Annotated in this window: 16 protein-coding genes and 1 other annotated feature; of the genes, 3 read left to right on the top strand and 13 right to left on the bottom strand. The window is 45.3% G+C overall.

Annotated elements, in window-relative coordinates:
• Positions 1–87: IS3 family transposase (locus NC238_03400; protein MCM1565002.1), on the top strand; the 87-nt coding region annotated here is incomplete at its 5' end.
• Between the two features lie 56 nt (positions 88–143).
• Here NC238_03400 and NC238_03395 read toward each other — a convergent pair.
• The 3 genes from NC238_03395 to NC238_03385 form a co-directional block, all read right to left on the bottom strand.
• Complete coding sequence (locus NC238_03395) at positions 144–1,637, bottom strand: 2-isopropylmalate synthase (GenBank protein ID MCM1565001.1); 1,494 nt, start codon at positions 1,635–1,637, stop codon at positions 144–146.
• Between the two features lie 143 nt (positions 1,638–1,780).
• Positions 1,781–2,042 (bottom strand) — a binding site (T-box leader).
• A gap of 113 nt (positions 2,043–2,155) precedes the next feature.
• Positions 2,156–2,797, bottom strand: coding sequence for a polyprenyl diphosphate synthase (uppS, locus tag NC238_03390; protein MCM1565000.1), 642 nt, complete (start codon positions 2,795–2,797; stop codon positions 2,156–2,158).
• Positions 2,798–3,100: 303 nt separating this feature from the next.
• Positions 3,101–3,805, bottom strand: coding sequence for a CHAP domain-containing protein (locus NC238_03385; protein ID MCM1564999.1), 705 nt, complete (start codon positions 3,803–3,805; stop codon positions 3,101–3,103).
• A 353-nt stretch (positions 3,806–4,158) separates the two neighbouring features.
• On the opposite strand from NC238_03385, the gene typA reads away from it, so the two are divergent.
• Positions 4,159–5,988, top strand: a complete 1,830-nt coding sequence (typA, locus tag NC238_03380) for a translational GTPase TypA (protein ID MCM1564998.1) — start codon at positions 4,159–4,161, stop codon at positions 5,986–5,988.
• Positions 5,989–6,180: 192 nt separating this feature from the next.
• Entirely contained in the window at positions 6,181–6,495 is a 315-nt protein-coding gene (locus NC238_03375) for a hypothetical protein (GenBank protein MCM1564997.1), read from the top strand.
• A 100-nt stretch (positions 6,496–6,595) separates the two neighbouring features.
• Here the strand turns inward: NC238_03375 and NC238_03370 are convergent, their stop codons facing one another.
• The 10 genes from NC238_03370 to NC238_03325 all read right to left on the bottom strand — a co-directional run bounded on the left by NC238_03370 (position 6,596) and on the right by NC238_03325 (position 16,327).
• On the bottom strand, positions 6,596–6,763 hold the full coding sequence (locus NC238_03370) for a DUF1540 domain-containing protein (GenBank protein MCM1564996.1): 168 nt from the start codon (positions 6,761–6,763) through the stop codon (positions 6,596–6,598).
• A 121-nt stretch (positions 6,764–6,884) separates the two neighbouring features.
• On the bottom strand, positions 6,885–7,145 hold the full coding sequence (locus NC238_03365; GenBank protein ID MCM1564995.1) for a GIY-YIG nuclease family protein: 261 nt from the start codon (positions 7,143–7,145) through the stop codon (positions 6,885–6,887).
• A 68-nt stretch (positions 7,146–7,213) separates the two neighbouring features.
• On the bottom strand, positions 7,214–8,146 hold the full coding sequence (gene metA / locus NC238_03360; GenBank protein MCM1564994.1) for a homoserine O-succinyltransferase: 933 nt from the start codon (positions 8,144–8,146) through the stop codon (positions 7,214–7,216).
• A 104-nt stretch (positions 8,147–8,250) separates the two neighbouring features.
• The gene (gene nspC, locus NC238_03355) at positions 8,251–9,459 is read right to left on the bottom strand and encodes a carboxynorspermidine decarboxylase (GenBank protein MCM1564993.1); all 1,209 of its coding nucleotides are present in this window, start codon (positions 9,457–9,459) and stop codon (positions 8,251–8,253) included.
• Complete coding sequence (locus NC238_03350) at positions 9,459–10,658, bottom strand: saccharopine dehydrogenase family protein (protein ID MCM1564992.1); 1,200 nt, start codon at positions 10,656–10,658, stop codon at positions 9,459–9,461. The genes nspC and NC238_03350 overlap by 1 nt, the downstream gene beginning before the upstream one ends.
• A 600-nt stretch (positions 10,659–11,258) precedes the next feature.
• On the bottom strand, positions 11,259–12,380 hold the full coding sequence (mnmA, locus tag NC238_03345) for a tRNA 2-thiouridine(34) synthase MnmA (GenBank protein MCM1564991.1): 1,122 nt from the start codon (positions 12,378–12,380) through the stop codon (positions 11,259–11,261).
• A gap of 54 nt (positions 12,381–12,434) precedes the next feature.
• Positions 12,435–13,718, bottom strand: coding sequence for a homocysteine synthase (locus NC238_03340; protein MCM1564990.1), 1,284 nt, complete (start codon positions 13,716–13,718; stop codon positions 12,435–12,437).
• Positions 13,719–13,780: 62 nt separating this feature from the next.
• Positions 13,781–14,671: a pyridoxal 5'-phosphate synthase lyase subunit PdxS gene (gene pdxS / locus NC238_03335; GenBank protein ID MCM1564989.1), complete on the bottom strand. Its 891-nt coding sequence runs from the start codon at positions 14,669–14,671 to the stop codon at positions 13,781–13,783.
• 43 nt (positions 14,672–14,714) lie between these two features.
• Positions 14,715–15,644 (bottom strand): cysteine synthase A, encoded by a 930-nt coding sequence (gene cysK, locus NC238_03330; protein MCM1564988.1) that lies wholly within the window; start codon positions 15,642–15,644, stop codon positions 14,715–14,717.
• Positions 15,645–15,877: 233 nt separating this feature from the next.
• Entirely contained in the window at positions 15,878–16,327 is a 450-nt protein-coding gene (locus NC238_03325) for an Rrf2 family transcriptional regulator (GenBank protein ID MCM1564987.1), read from the bottom strand.
• Between the last annotated feature and the right edge of the window lie 11 nt (positions 16,328–16,338).

Here is a 16,338-nt window from a genome sequence, read left to right as displayed (position 1 = left end):
GAATACTACAATACCAAAAGGATTAAAAGCAAATTGAAAGGACTGAGTCCTGTTCAATACAGGATCCAGTCCTCCAGCGCAGCTTAATTATATTCTGTCCAGATTTTGGGGTTCAGTTCAAGTAAGGCATCTTTTTCTGCATCTCAGCTAAGTTTGGAGACTGCATCGGCATAGGCCAGGGCGCTAGCATCGATGACGTCGGTACTTACTCCCTTGCCGACATAATAATTCCCGTCGGCAAAAATTTTAACAGTTGCATTCCCCAACGCCTCTTTGCCGCGGCTCACAGATTTGATACTATAATCCTCGAGCCGGACTTCGTTACCGGTAATTCGGTCAATTGCTTTAAACACCGCATCGACAGGACCATTTCCGATCGCCGCATCGGTTATCTCCGTGCCCTGTATTTCCAAAGTAACCGCAGCGGTGGCCGACTGTTTCCCTGATGTAGCTACGGATATATTCTTGACCTTGATCCTGTTTTGCTCAGGTATACCCGTTCCCATCAGAATATGCAAATCTTCATCGTAGATTTCTTGCTTCTTATCGGCCAGCAATAGAAATTCTTCGTAAAGGGTATTCATCTGGCTATCTTCCATCTTATATCCGAGTTCCTCCAGCCTGTGTTTCAGCGCATGCCTTCCTGATCTGGCACTCAGGACAATCTGGTTCCTCGGTACGCCGATGGTCTCCGGATCAATAATCTCATAGGTCTGTTTCTCTTTCAGGATGCCATCTTGATGAATGCCGGAAGCATGCATAAATGCATTTGTCCCGACTATCGCCTTATGGCTCGGTACAGGGACCCCTGTGATTGAGGAAACCAGTCTACTGGTCGCGGCAATTTCCCGGGTGTTTACAGCCAAATCGATGCCGTAGCGATCTTTCTGGGTATACATCGCCATAATAACTTCTTCCAAAGCAGTATTGCCGGCTCTTTCACCTATCCCGTTGATAGTGCCTTCCACTTGATCGGCCCCGGCCATAACCCCAGCTAGGGTGTTTGCTGTGGCCATTCCAAGATCATTATGACAATGGACACTTATTTTCACCCGGTCAATATTAGGGACATTGGTTTTGATATAGGAGACCAGTTCGCCGAATTCCCAAGGAGTCGCGTATCCTACAGTATCCGGAATATTTACGACTGTTGCTCCGGCTGCGATTACGCGCTCAAATATCTTAGCCAGAAAATCATAATTACTCCGAAAAGCGTCTTCAGCATAAAACTCGACATCGTTCAGATATTTTTTGGCATGTCTGACGGCTTCTTCAGCCTTTTGAATCACCTGTTCCGGTTTTAGCCTGAGTTTTTTCTCCATATGAATCGGGGAAACAGCGATTCCGGTATGAATTCTAGGGTTCTCAGCTTCTTTGAGAGCCTCGGCACAAAGGTCAATATCTTTTTTCACACAACGGGTCAGTCCACACACTGTGATCCCCTTAACCTCCCTGCCAATGATTTTCACAGATTCGAAGTCCCCGGGAGATGAAGCCGGAAAGCCCGCCTCCAAAATGTCTACGCCGAGTGTAACCAGCTGCTTGGCAATCTCTAGTTTTTCCCGGACATTTAACGTGATTCCGAGAGATTGTTCACCATCTCTTAACGTAGTGTCAAACAAATATAATCTGCGCATAAAACATTACCTCCTTTAACGTCGCCGCCCCTTGCCATCCTTTACACTGCAACCTTTGTCCATCCGTGGGTTTGTCGGTTCTTTCCCTCCATGGAATCGCGACATTAGTCCATCCATGGACGTCAAAAAGCCTTCGTCTCAAATAATGAGACGAAGGCCAATTCGCGGTACCACTCATGTTAACGGCATATGCCGTTCACTCAACAGGATGCGGGAAAACAATGAAATCATCTTCCGATATCCCCTTCCTTTTAACGGCGGAAGACTCCGTCCGGTCCTACTACCTGAATGGTTTCAGCCGGCAACTCAAGGGGGAGTTCAGTCTTTCGTCTTGACCGCTTTTCACCAGCCTGCGGCTCTCTGCACAAACACTCCGGACTTATTATTCCCTGTCATCATCTTTTCATATATTCCTATTCACTATATCAGTCCAATTACTTCTTTGTCAATACCTTTGTTAATACCTTGTTAATACCTTTATTCACCGAGACTGTGCATTCTCCACTCACATTCTTTTTCTAACCGCCTAAAGTAATATCCTGCGTATTATACCACTTCAGAGCATCATAGAAATGCTCTTCCTTAAAATCAGGCCAGTAATCATCGAGTACATAGAAATCCGCATAAACACTTTGTGCAGGCAGGAAACCGCTGAGTCGGCGTCTTCCTCCCCAGCGGATCAGCAAATCAACTCTGGAAATATCATTTGATTTTAACTCTTTAATAACCTTTCTCTTATTTTTTTCGGCAGTACGAAGATTTCCCAGATCCCATTCCCAGCCATAATTGACGAGAAAATTCACTCTAATGCCGCCTTTGCCGACCTTTGTCCGACGCGTATATGGCAGCAGCGCTTTGGGGAACATCTTAGATTCTGTATCGCCAATCACTAACAAGGACACGTCCTCGCTCGCAATCATACCAATTGCATCAATGCAGGCCTGCACAAAAGCTTTCTTCTGAGTAGCTGGTCTTTTGGTATTATCCACTGTAAAACCATAATAGGTCAGTTCTTTGACGCCGGCTCCCCTGCATAATTTCAGAAGTTTAAGTCCTGGGTCCAGACCTTCCCGGTAGCCCATCTCCTTTGGTAATCCATTGTTGTCTGCCCATCGCCGGTTGCCATCTGGGATAACCCCAATATGATTGGGAATTCTCATTCTGGATACTCCTTTACACTATGCCGATAATGTTCGATATTCTCTACAGGTTTACCATTATTGTTTCCAATTATCGTAGATTATTACAAATTATTTTCAGCTAATAAAAAGAAAACTTTGCTGACGCCACGCCTTGGTGTCAACCATAGCTGCATTTAGATATATCAGAAAGTAGTATTTCTACTTTTTGATATACTAAAATGACTGAGTCGAAATTCTCCATCTCGGCTCAGCCTTAATATTTTCAGCCTTAATATTTTTCTGGTTTCTCAATTCCTTAAATCTTTGCTGTTATGGCCAGGTTTACCTGCTGCTAACTCTGAGCCATCCGGCCGGATCTCTATCTCCGGATATCGTATAGGTACCATCTTTGTAAACAAGACTGTATTTTTCCCTGGAAACCTCGGAGTTCTGCTGAATGACTTCAATCCAGTCGTCGCCTACTCCGCAGATAATTGCAACGTGACCGTAAGACCCCTCATCGAAGACCAGCAGGTCTCCTTCCCGGGGTTTTTCATTCCCTCCGTTAACGTACTGAACAAGGCCTCTCTGTTCATTCAGTTCGCCCTGCGCCAGCATCGGATTAAAGAAATATTTGGCGTTTCCAGCGCCGTCAGGCATCTCATGATGATAGATTTCATAATAGAATCGTTTGACGAATTCCACACACTGCCACTTGTAGCCGTAATAATAATCGTCTTCACTATAACTTAAGCCGTGGCTGGACATATAATTCGCGCCATTGGAATAGACTGGCACACCTTTATATTCATCGATTTTCGTACCGGCAGCAACGTCAGCTTGCCGGATTAGACGCGCAGTGTCCGCTGCTTCACTGGAATGATCCGCCGTTTGAGCTCCGTAGCTTGAGCCTGTCTGTGAATGATCGGTTGCATTGCCGGAAACTATTTTGGATACCATTACGATTGCTAAGGCAAATACGATGATTAAGATGGCGAGCAACGGTGTCTTGTTTCGTCTGCGATAGGTTCGCCTGGATTTCCTCATCGGGTCTGCTCCTTCATGATGTGTTTTATACTCGTCCCTATGAAATTATATATTTCTCCGCATATTTGCGCAAGCCTTACCGCGAACATGCCGATTGTAGAATAATGTTGAAACAGTTCCAATAAAAAATAGACAGATCCTGATTCCAGAATAAAACAAAAAATGATCGGGAAAAATAAATTAATTTGAAAAAAACTTTAAACGTATTATAATATTAAAGGTTACGTCCTCTTCATATGCAGGACGATTGGCAAGTATTACTTCTTTAAGATTTCGATATGCAAATACCAATATTCTTATTTATGTTCTTACTTGTTAAGGAGAAAGAATTAGATTACGACAGGAGAAATTGAATGTACGCTGACCATTTAAGAAATTTAGCAATTATTGCCCACGTCGATCATGGCAAGACAAGTCTTGTCGATGTCATGCTCAGACAAAGCGGAGCGTTTCGCTCCAATGAACAAGTCGAAGAAAGAGTCATGGACTCCAATGATCTGGAGAAGGAACGCGGAATTACCATTCTGGCTAAGAATACTTCCGTAAACTGGCAGGGTGTCAAGATCAATATTGTCGATACCCCTGGACATGCCGATTTTGGTGGAGAAGTCGAGCGCGTCCTGAAAATGGTCGACGGTGTGCTTCTGGTTGTTGATGCGTTTGAAGGCCCGATGCCTCAGACGAAATTTGTGCTTCGTAAGGCTTTGGAACTGGATTTGAAACCCATCGTCGTCATTAACAAAGTCGACCGGCCTGAAGCGCGTCCCTACGAAGTTGTCGATGAAGTCCTGGAGTTGTTTATGCAGCTTGGCGCGAGTGATGAACAACTTGATTTTCCAATTGTTTATACCTCAGCCCGTCAGGGAAATGCCGGTTATGAACCCGGGGAAATGACTGAAGATCTGGTCCCGTTATTCGAAACGATTCTGAAAGAAATTCCTGCTCCAGAATGCGATCCCGACAGTCCGCTACAAATGCTGGCAACAACACTCGACTATAACGATTACCTTGGCAAGATTGCTATCGGACGTGTCTTCCGGGGCAAGCTGACTGCTAATACTCAAGTCGCTGTGATCAAAAGAGACGGATCGATCGAGAAAGTCAAAGTCGGTAAAGTATTTACCTTCCAGAACTTAGGCCGGGTTGATGTACTTGAAGCAAATGCCGGAGACATCGTAGCTATCAGCGGCATTCCCAATATCAATATCGGAGAAACCATAGCTGATCCGTTGAATCCGGAACCTCTTCCGATGATTGAAATTGACGAACCTACCCTGACCATGCTTTTCATGGTCAATACCGGTCCTTTTGCCGGAACAGAAGGAAAACATATCACGTCCCGCAAGCTCAGAGAAAGACTGTTTAAAGAGATTGAAACAAATGTTAGTCTCCGCGTGGAAGAAACTGAAAACATGGACTGTTTTCAAGTATCAGGACGCGGAGAGCTGCACCTGTCCATCCTGATTGAAAATATGCGAAGAGAAGGCTTCGAACTGATGGTCTCGAAACCGGAAGTTATTCTGAAGGAGATTGACGGTGTCAAATGCGAGCCATTTGAGCATTTGACTTGTGATATTCCTGATTCGTGCACCGGCACCGTGATTGAAATGCTTGGCACCCGTAAAGCTGAGATGCAGAACATGGTCAACATGTCCGGTGGAGTTACACGCCTGGAGTTTTTGATTCCGGCACGCGGATTGATCGGCTTCAGGGGGGACTATCTTACCGAAACCCGCGGGGAAGGAATCATGGCGCATGTCTTCCATTCCTATCAACCGTATAAGGGCGATATTCAAGGCCGCAACCGGGGAGTCCTGGTCGCTTCAGATCCGGGAGAATCCACCGCTTATGCACTGTTTCAGCTGCAGGACCGCGGCAGAATGTTTATTGATCCCGGAACCAAAGTCTATGAAGGTATGATTGTCGGCCAAAGCAACCGCGAACAGGATATTGATATTAACATTGCCCGCAAAAAGCAGTTGACCAACATGCGCTCCAGCGGAGCCGATGAAAGCCTGAGACTGGAACCGGCAAAATTGCTCGGTCTGGAAGAAGCCCTGGAATATATCAATGATGATGAATATGTAGAAATTACACCCATCAACGTTCGCCTGCGCAAAAGATTTTTAGACAAAAACACCCGCACCCGTTATGAAAAACAAAAAAATATGAGCGGAATCTAATCCTCAAATCAGAACATCTGATAACGAAAAAGCCTGATCGAGAATCCTAAATCCCTTTCCGGATGATTCTTGCATTAGGCTTTTTTGTTTTTTGATTTTTAACCTGGTCATCATTAACTAGGCACATATTATTGTACTTTACCATAATATGGAATGTAAAAGGACAAATTTTATAAAATCAGGTGATCTATAATGGTTTTTGAGCTTCTGCTGGCTTTAAGCCTCCGTTTTTTTCTATTTGACTTTGTCTTATTTAAAAAAATCAGAGATGCCCTTAAGCAGAAAGGCTACTTTTTCTGCAAGTTGTTTGGCTGTCCATTCTGTCAAGGCTTCTGGTGCGGTTTAGCTATTTTCTTATATTACCATTCGCTCCAGCTTAACTTACAGCAGCTTATTGCATTCCTGGGCTTCGGCTTTATCTCCGCTTATCTGGGTCTTGTCTCTGCCGTAATCATTGACCCGCTTATTCAAAGATATGAGCGGAATACCGGTATACCACTTCAGTAGCCTGTAATCAATATTAGAGGGATCATTATTATTGAAATAAAAGTAACAAGAATAGAAAAAGGGGGGGACAAAAGTAGCGTATCCCCCTCCATTTTTCCTGTTATTCTTTGATGAAGGTCGCACAGTCAGTCTGTTCAGCGTTAGCTGCATTCCGGGACTGCACTTCAATTTTTTCAGCTGTGCAGTGATCCCCATTCATATAATAATAACAGGTATTGACCACACATCTGATTCCAGTGTTAGGTCCTTGCATCTTCTTGGCTTTCATTGCAAAAATACCTCCGTTTTAATATTTTGTTTTATTATGGACCGCTGAAAAGAAAATATTCTGTGGCCGGGAAGGTAAATTCTGTGCTTAATTTTTATGTAAAAAATAACCTGACATTCCATCAGGTTATTTGATCCGACTTGCTTTGGGCAATCAGCTGATATTTTTGTTCCCGGGTTAATTGTTTGATGCTGTATTCCCTTTGGAATGCTTCCGGCTTGGATGACACCTGTTCCAGGTATTTGAGGACAACAGGAAACCGCGACCGGGTATATTTAGCACCCTTACCCATGTTATGGGCTGTCAGCCTCTTTTCTATGTCTACAGTCCAACCTGTGTACAATGTTCCATCCTTGCATTCTACAATATAAACGTAAAACAATATAGAAGCCCCCAAAACGATACATGTGATCAATACAAATACGCAGTCACCCAACTTGATTCAACCTCTCAGTCTGACTCAGCCAATTGTCCAAGGTCGAAAGGTGTCTGCTGATATACATAATAGTTCAGCCAGTTTAAAAACAATAAATTGGCATGTCCTCTCCAGGTAACCTGAGGCATTTTCTTCGGGTCATCATTAGGAAAGTAATTTTGGGGAACCGCGATATCCAGGCCTTTATTCACATCCCGGTCATATTCGGTTTTCAGCGTAAACGCATCATACTCGGGATGGCCGGTAACAAAAAGATGCCTGCCATGCTTGCCGGCAGCCATATAAACTCCGGCGTCATCCGATGTGGCCAAAACTTCCAGTTCCGGATGCTTCTCGATATCTTCGATCCTGATTTCCGTATGGCGGGAATGCGGTGCATTGAATACTTCGTCAAACCCCCGCAGGAAATTATTGTTGTTATTATGATTAATAATCTTATGGCTGAATATCCCAAACATTTTACTGTCAAGCGAATATTTCGGAATCCCGTAATGATAATATAATCCCGCCTGGGCTCCCCAGCAGACATGTATGGTTGAATAAACGTTGGTAAGGCTCCACTTCATGATCTGTTTGAGTTCATCCCAGTAGTCCACATCTTCAAATTCCAGATTTTCGACCGGTGCACCGGTGATAATCAGACCATCAAATTTTTGGTCTTTCACTTCATCAAAAGAACTGTAGAACCTGCTTAAGTGTTCTTCCGAAGTATTCGCAGGCTTATGCGTCCAAGTGTAAAGCAGTGTTATCTCTATTTGCAGAGGTGAGTTGCTCATCAAGCGCAAATACTGCGTTTCGGTAACGATTTTGGTAGGCATTAAATTAAGCAGTGCTATTCTTAAAGGACGAATATCCTGATGCTGTGCCCGGTTTTCGCCCATAATAAATATATTTTCATTCTCCAGGATTTCTTTTGCCGGTAAATCGTCCGGAATTTTGATCGGCATTCGCTTTCCTCCTCAAGTGTCAAAAGTCTTTGGTCAAATGCATGCTCCAATAAAACAGTATAATCTATCTTTTATGATCATACCACATTTTCAACTGGCTTGCTTTAAGACAGGCGATTTTTGAAGTCCTCATAGCCGAAGCTGCGGACAGTCTCAAGGGTACCGTCAGCCTTGTTCAGGACAATATCCGGCAGCCGTATCCCATTGAATGTATTGTTTTTGACCATGGAGTAAATCGCCATATCACAGAAGACCAGGCGGTCTCCGGGATTTAAGGCCCGATCAAATGAATAATCGCCGATGATATCGCCGGCCAGGCAGGTTGGCCCCCCAAGACGGTACGTAGTTTTCTTTTCTCCGGGCTGCCCTGAGCCAATTATCCGGGGACGGTACGGAACTTCCAGTACATCCGGCATATGGCAGGCAGCTGAAGCATCCAGGATAGCAATGTTCATACCGTTATGCAGCGTATCCAGCACGGATGAGACCAAAAAACCGGCATTTAGGGCGATCGCTTCGCCAGGTTCCAGGTACACGGTAATGCCATAGGTTTCCCGCAGACGCTTGATGGTTCGAATCAGAAGCTCCCGATCGTAATCTTCACGTGTAATGTGGTGCCCGCCACCAAGGTTCAGCCATTTCATCCCAGGCAAGAACTGACCGAACGACTTCTCAAAGGCTTCGACCGTTGTCACCAGCGCATCGGCATTTTGTTCGCACAGCGTATGCAGATGCAGTCCGGAAAGGCCTTGGAGCCAATCCTGCTTCAAGTTTGCCCTGGTCACACCGAGTCTGGAATAGGGTCCGCAGGGATCATACATGCCATGACCTTTCTGGGTGGAACATTCCGGGTTGATCCGCAGGCCGCATTCTGCCCCTGCAGCGAGCGCCCGCTTACCAAACTTATTCCACTGAGAAAAGCTATTAAATATGATATGATCGGATACAGTCAGGATCTCATCGAATTCATCCTCCCGGTAAGCCGGACTGAAAATATGCACTTCTTTGCCAAATTCTTCACGGCCGAGCTTCGCCTCGTGCAAACCGCTGGCTGTTGTTCCGCACAAATATTGGGCAATCAAAGGGTATACCCGGAACATTGAAAATGCCTTCTGGGCGAGCAGAATCTTTGCTCCGCTCTGTTCCTGAATGTCTTGTAAAATTTTTAAATTTGAGATTAACAGATTTTCATCAACCACATAGCTCGGAGTCAGAACACAGTCAAACCAGTTTTCTGCATTTTCTGTTTCTACAGCCTTCAGTTCCTCAGTATTCTGTTCTCTTGCGTACAGGTCCATTATTGCGTTTCCCATCAGCGTACCAGCGCCGGATTGAAGTCCTGTTCCCAGGGCAGCCCCCACTTATTGAGTGCTTCCATAAAAGGATCGGGATCAAACTCTTCCATATTATAAACACCAGGTTTCGCCCAGGTACCGTTCATAACCAGCATCGCCCCGATCATCGCCGGTACGCCGGTGGTATAGCTGATGGCTTGGCTTCCTACTTCGCGATAGCACTCCTCATGATCGCAGATGTTATACAGATAGTAGGTTTTTTCCTTGCCGTCTTTAATTCCCTTGAAAATGCATCCAATATTGGTTTTGCCCTTGGTACGCGGGCCAAGGGAAGCCGGATCCGGCAGGACAGCTTTTAAGAACTGCAAAGGGATGATTTCCATTCCATTATAATTAATAGGCTCAATGCTCGTCATACCAACGTTCTCGAGACATTTCAGATGTGTCAGGTAGCTTTGTCCGAAAGTCATAAAGAAACGAATGCGTTTGATGCCTTTAATATTCAGCGCCAGGCTTTCCAATTCCTCGTGGTGCAGCAGGTACATATCCTTGACACCAACACCCTTGAAATTGTACTCCCTTTTGATCTCCATCGGCTCAGTCTCCACCCAGTGGCCATTTTCCCAATAGCTGCCTTTGGCCGTGACTTCGCGGATATTAATCTCAGGGTTAAAGTTCGTCGCAAACGGATAACCGTGGTCGCCGCCATTGCAATCCAAAATATCAATTTCATGTATCTCATCAAAGTGGTGCTTTAATGCGTACGCACTGAATACACTGGTGACCCCCGGGTCAAAACCTGAACCGAGCAGCGCGGTAATTCCTGCTTCTTTGAATTTCTCCCGGTATTCCCACTGCCACTTGTATTCAAAATGAGCAGTATCCTCAGGCTCATAATTGGCGGTATCAACATAACTGGTCTTTGTGGCCAGACAGGCATCCATAATATGCAGGTCCTGATACGGCAAAGCCAGATTCAGTACAACGTCAGGCTTCTCTTTGTTGATCAGTGCGATCAGTTCTTCCACGTTGTCAGCATCTACCTGGGCTGTTGTAATTTTGGTTTTACCTCCGCCCAGTTTTTCCGCTAAAGCATCACATTTCAATTTCGTACGGCTGGCAATACACAATTCTCCGAATACCTCTGAATTCTGACAGATCTTGTGAATTGCCACACCGGCGACGCCGCCGCAGCCGATAACGAGTACTTTTCCCATAATCATTTTCCTCCAATCGCTGAAATAATTTTTGCTGTAAGTTCCTGACTTTCATCCCTCTACTGATCATGAAACATAAAACTTCGCAGACATTTTGACAAATAAAAAGCACTTAAGGAGGCGGTACTGCAAAACAGGGCAGTACACCACACCTAAGCGCGACGATCATGAAAAACTTGTTTATTTGGCTCTATTTACGTCAAGGGCGAAGGCCCTTTCCATTTAGAGTTATTTATTCAGCTTTCGAGGTTTCAGAGTCTATATAGCAAGGAATTACTTTTACTACTCTTATTGATCGTTTCACAAGTGTGATGTGCAGCGGATTTGCACACGGCTATGAATTAGCCAACTCATAACGCTTCGAGCCGCCCCGGCTCAATCAATAAGGCAACAAAGTTGCCAACTTCGGCTTTTGACCCGGCTGTCCGTATGGCCTTGGTCCTCTATAGCTTCTGCAGAGAACGGTCAAAAAATTCTTTGCTGAAAAGGCTCTACTGCCTCTTTTCGCAACTGAAATTATATCTAATATTTCGAGATATTTCAATAGTTTTTATAAATTAGTTTTGATAAGCTTCATTTTCATTGTTTTCTTTTAAGATCTTACTTTTGAATTTCACGTACTTCTCTCATAGCGGTAAAACCTTTGGATTGTAAAGCTGATCGGATCGCACCGCCGCCCAGGACATGATCTCCGTCGTAAAACACGACCGCCTGCCCGGGAGTTACCGCTCGCTGTTTTTCTGTGAAGGCCACCTCGGCTGTTCCATCGTGCAACAAATTGACCGCTGCAGAGACTTTTGGTGCATTGTATCTGATCTCAACCGATATGTTTTGTAGGAGTTCAGGAGACACAGAAGAAATCAAATGCACATTTTCTGCAAGCAGACCTGAGCTGAATAGTTCTTCTTTTCTTCCGACCCGGACTGTATTGGTTTCAGCATCGATCGCTGTCACGTAAACAGGGAAACCGAGGGCGAGTCCGAGTCCCTTATGCTGTCCGACCGTATAGTGGTAAATCCCTTTATGCTGCCCAATCAAATTCCCCTCAGCATCAATAATATTGCCTTGTCCAATATCCTGAAGTTGACGGTACATCTCAATAAAATCCCCCGCTGTCCCTTCAACAAAACAGATATCCTGGCTTTCCGCTTTTTGCGCGACAGCAAGTCCTTCCCTGCCCGCAATCTGCCTGACATCCGCTTTACGGTATTTTCCCAGCGGAAAAAGTGTATGGGTAAGCTGATCCTGGGTCAGATGGTAGAGTGCATAGCTCTGGTCTTTCGTTTCGTCGATCCCGGTTTTTAACACCCACTGCTGTGTCTTGTCATCGTATTCTTTCCTTACATAGTGACCGGTTGCAATGAAATCTGCACCCAGACCACGGGCTTTCTGCAGCAAAACATCAAATTTCAAATGCCTGTTGCATTCGATGCATGGGTTGGGCGTTCTGCCCCGGAGGTATTCATTGCAGAAATGGTCAATCACCTTGTCTTCAAACTCCTGCCTGAAATTCATCACGTAATACGGAATTTCAAGCTTCCAGGCTACCCTGCGGGCATCGTTAACTGCCTCCAGACTGCAGCATGCTTTGGCCTTGTCCTCGGATTGCGGCCAGATCTGCATGGTGACACCGATAACACGGTAGCCCTCCCGTTTTAACAACAAAGCGGTGACGGAGCTGTCCACTCCGCCGCTCATGGCAACAACCACAGTTTTCTCCATAACATTCTCCTGTCGTTGTTATTCTTCTCAAAACTTTTATTTTAAATTCACTGATTAGTCTATCTTGGAAAAAGCCTGTTCTAAATCAGCAATGATGTCATCAGCATCTTCGATCCCAATCGATAACCGAATCATGTCGGGTGATACCCCTGCAGCCAGCTGTTCTTCCTCGGAGAGTTGGGCATGCGTTGTGCTGGCAGGATGAATCACGAGGGACTTGGCATCCGCCACATTGGCAAGCAGAGAAAATAATTCAAGATTGTTGATCAGTTTAACTCCCGCTTCCGCACCGCCTTTAATGCCGAACGTAAATATCGATCCAGGGCCTTGCGGAAAATATTTTAACGATAAATCAAAGTATTTATTTTCTTTTAAACCTGGATAATTCACCCACGAAACCTTGGAATGGTTTTTTAAATAATCAACAACCTTCCAGGTATTTGCCACGTGCTGTTTGACACGTAAAGACAGTGTTTCAAGGCCCTGAATAAACAGGAAAGAATTAAACGGGCTCAGGGCCGCACCGGTATCTCTTAAGAGCTGCACTCTGGCTTTCAGAATATAGGCTGGTGCACCCAATGTTGCATAGACCAGTCCATGATAACTCTGATCCGGCTCTGTAAATCCAGGGAACTTGCCGCTTGCAGCCCAGTCAAATTTTCCGCCGTCAATGATCAGCCCGCCGATGGAGGTACCATGACCGCCAATAAACTTGGTTGCCGAATGGACCACAATATCTGCTCCGTATTCAATAGGTTTCAGAAGATAAGGCGTTGCAAACGTATTGTCAATAATAAGCGGTATCCCGTTATCGTGTGCCACTTTGGCAACGGCTTCAATATCGACGATATTGATCCCCGGATTACCGATTGATTCTACATAGATGGCTTTGGTCTTCTCTGTGATTGCTTTCTTAAAATTTGCGGGATCATCGGGGTTCACAAAATGGGTCTTGATCCCCAGCTTCGGAAGCGTAATTGCGAAAAGATTATGTGTTCCGCCATACAGCGTGCTGGCAGCGACAATCTCATCTCCGGCCCCGGCAATGTTTAGAATGGAATAGGTGATAGCAGCCGAACCTGACCCTACGGCAAGCGCCCCAACGCCGCCTTCAAGCGCAGCGATTCTCTGTTCCAAAACATCGGATGTCGGGTTCATAATCCGGGTATAAATGTTGCCGGGTTCTGCCAGCGAAAACAAATCAGCGGCATGCTTGGCATCGTTAAATACATACGATGTGGTCTGATAAATCGGGACGGCTCTGGATCCGGTAGTCGGATCAGGGACCTGTCCGGCATGGATCTGCAATGTATCAAATTTCCAATTTTCTTTGTTCATATCAACATCTCCTCATTATGTTTTTATAATTATTTTCTTAAATTTATGTTTTAAACCTAATATCACCAGCCGCGTTCCTGCATTCGTTCACTGGCATTGATTAAAGAAATTTCCAATCCCGGCATCGCTTCACCTAAATTCCGGGATACTTCGGTTAAGACCTCAGGCTCGTTATAGTGGGTTGTTGCCAGAACAATGGCCTTAGCCCGTGCCCTCGGATTCGATGACTTGAAGATTCCGGAGCCCACGAAGACCCCATCTACACCCAACTGCATCATCAAAGCGGCATCCGCTGGGGTTGCAATTCCGCCTGCGGCAAAATTCACTACTGGCAGCTTCCCGTTTTTGGCGACGGACAACACTAGGTCATAAGGTGCTCCCATCTCTTTGGCCGCAGTCATCACCTCTTCTTTCGGCATTGTTTTCAGTCTTCTGATTTCACTCAGTACCGTCCGCATATGCCTTACTGCCTCAACAATATTCCCCGTTCCTGGCTCTCCTTTAGTCCTGATCATCGCTGCTCCTTCTCCGATCCGGCGCAAAGCCTCTCCAAGATTGCGGGCTCCGCATACGAAAGGTACTGCAAAGGCCTGCTTATCAATGTGATAAAGATCATCCGCCGGGGTAAGGACTTCACTCTCGTCGATATAGTCTACGCCCAGGCTTTCCAACACCTGTGCCTCAACAAAATGCCCAATCCTCGCTTTGGCCATAACCGGAATCGTAACCGCTTCCATAATCTTTAGAATGATTGTTGGATCAGCCATTCGGGCCACCCCTCCGGCTGCCCGGATATCTGCCGGAACGCGTTCCAAGGCCATAACTGCGCATGCGCCTGCTTCTTCAGCAATCTTGGCCTGATCCGGAGTTGTCACATCCATGATCACTCCGCCTTTCAGCATCTCCGCTAATCCTGTTTTCAGTTTCCATGTTCCTTTTTCTGTCTTGCTCATCATGGCCTCCGTATTGATTAAATACTTCTTATTTCGACTGCACTTAACTCTCCTGAAACATTAGCGTGCTCAGGTAACGTTCACCGGTGTCAGGAAGGACAACAACAATCCTTTTTCCTTCATTTTCCGGACGTTTAGCAACCTTCAGGGCTACATAGACTGCGGCACCGGATGAGATCCCCACCAGGAGCCCTTCCTCCCTGGCCAGTCTGCGCCCTGTTTCAAAAGCCTGATCATTCGTTACTTTATAAATTTCATCGACAAGCTTTAGATTAAGGACTTGTGGAATAAACCCTGCCCCAATTCCCTGAATCTTGTGCGGTCCAGGCTTCCCACCGGACAAAACAGGAGAATCATTCGGTTCCACCGCAATGATTTTAACATCAGGTTTCCGTAATTTAAGAATTTCACCAACCCCTGTAATCGTCCCGCCTGTTCCTACGCCGCCTACAATAATATCGACCTTCCCGTCTGTATCACTCCAAATCTCTTCAGCGGTTGTGTTACGGTGAATTTCCGGATTGGCTGGATTTTCGAACTGTTGGGGGATAAAAGAATTTGGCATCTCCTCCGCCAGCTCCAGCGCTTTTTTTATAGCCCCGTTCATTCCATCAGCCCCAGGGGTCAATACAAGTTCAGCGCCATAAGCTTTAAGCAAGCTACGTCTTTCAACACTCATTGTATCCGGCATCGTCAGAATTAATCGGTATCCTCTGGCTGCTGTAACAAAGGCCAGTCCAATTCCAGTGTTTCCACTCGTTGGTTCAATGATCACCGAATCTTTATTAATCAGCCCTTTTCCCTCAGCCGTTTTGATCATATTCAGGGCAATTCTGTCTTTGACGCTTCCACCTGGGTTGAAGGATTCCAGCTTAGCCACAATCTCCGATTTTATCCCCACCGTTATTTTATTTAATTTTACCAATGGAGTACCACCAATTAAGTCTGTTAACTCTTCATAGATTTTACTCATCTAAACACGCCCCTTCTAAATATCATAATGTCTATAGTTTTTGTAGTGTTTAAAGATATAGTAGTAGGGTTTTAAGCATTTGTCAATACTATTCTGACTAATTTATCTGTTATTCCTATGGACTTTATAGTTTTCCATAGAGAAAAATTGACCTTATGCTGCCAGGTAACGGGCATATAAAAAACCCCATGGTTTTTCCAAACAACCATGGGGCAAGATTAAAATACACAGTATTAAATGCAATAATTGTCAAAGGAATTATTGTTCATTTTTTTATATTCCTCCATCAGGTCCGCCAAAGTATAAGAATCCAGTACCTTTACCATTGCATTTTTCAGATCGTCCCATACCATTTTGGTTACGCACAATTCAGCTCTGGAACAGGCACCCGGATTATTGTCATTGACGCAGTCGACGGGAGATATCGGGCCTTCCAGTGCTCTGATCGTATCACCGACCGTAATACTTTCAGGCTCTCTGCCTAAAATATATCCTCCCTGGAATCCGCGGATGCTTTTGATGAGCGCGTTCTGTTTCAGTGTAATGAGCAGCTGTTCCAAATAGCGTTCAGATAAATCCTGGCGCTCGGAAATACTATGAATGGTTACCGGTCCTGCGTGCTCATTCAGGGCCACGTCAAGAATCGCACGTAAACCATATCTTCCTTTTGTTGATATTTTCAAGTCGACCCTCT

Source organism: Dehalobacter sp. (genome assembly GCA_023667845.1).
In the GTDB taxonomy this organism is placed as follows: Bacteria; Bacillota; Desulfitobacteriia; order Desulfitobacteriales; family Syntrophobotulaceae; genus Dehalobacter.
This window is presented reverse-complemented; position numbering and strand designations above follow the sequence as displayed.

Bases quoted from the DNA above. Each gene is read 5' to 3' on its own strand.
- NC238_03340 (MCM1564990.1), bottom strand. From the start codon at position 13,718: ATGAACAAAGAAAATTGGAAATTTGATACATTGCAGATCCATGCCGGA.
- NC238_03395 (MCM1565001.1), bottom strand. From the start codon at position 1,637: ATGCGCAGATTATATTTGTTTGACACTACGTTAAGAGATGGTGAACAA.
- NC238_03375 (MCM1564997.1), top strand. From the start codon at position 6,181: ATGGTTTTTGAGCTTCTGCTGGCTTTAAGCCTCCGTTTTTTTCTATTT.
- metA (MCM1564994.1), bottom strand. From the start codon at position 8,146: ATGCCGATCAAAATTCCGGACGATTTACCGGCAAAAGAAATCCTGGAG.
- typA (MCM1564998.1), top strand. From the start codon at position 4,159: ATGTACGCTGACCATTTAAGAAATTTAGCAATTATTGCCCACGTCGAT.
- mnmA (MCM1564991.1), bottom strand. From the start codon at position 12,380: ATGGAGAAAACTGTGGTTGTTGCCATGAGCGGCGGAGTGGACAGCTCC.
- uppS (MCM1565000.1), bottom strand. From the start codon at position 2,797: ATGAGAATTCCCAATCATATTGGGGTTATCCCAGATGGCAACCGGCGA.
- pdxS (MCM1564989.1), bottom strand. From the start codon at position 14,671: ATGAGCAAGACAGAAAAAGGAACATGGAAACTGAAAACAGGATTAGCG.
- NC238_03385 (MCM1564999.1), bottom strand. From the start codon at position 3,805: ATGAGGAAATCCAGGCGAACCTATCGCAGACGAAACAAGACACCGTTG.
- NC238_03370 (MCM1564996.1), bottom strand. From the start codon at position 6,763: ATGAAAGCCAAGAAGATGCAAGGACCTAACACTGGAATCAGATGTGTG.
- nspC (MCM1564993.1), bottom strand. From the start codon at position 9,459: ATGGGAAACGCAATAATGGACCTGTACGCAAGAGAACAGAATACTGAG.
- NC238_03350 (MCM1564992.1), bottom strand. From the start codon at position 10,658: ATGGGAAAAGTACTCGTTATCGGCTGCGGCGGCGTCGCCGGTGTGGCA.
- cysK (MCM1564988.1), bottom strand. From the start codon at position 15,644: ATGAGTAAAATCTATGAAGAGTTAACAGACTTAATTGGTGGTACTCCA.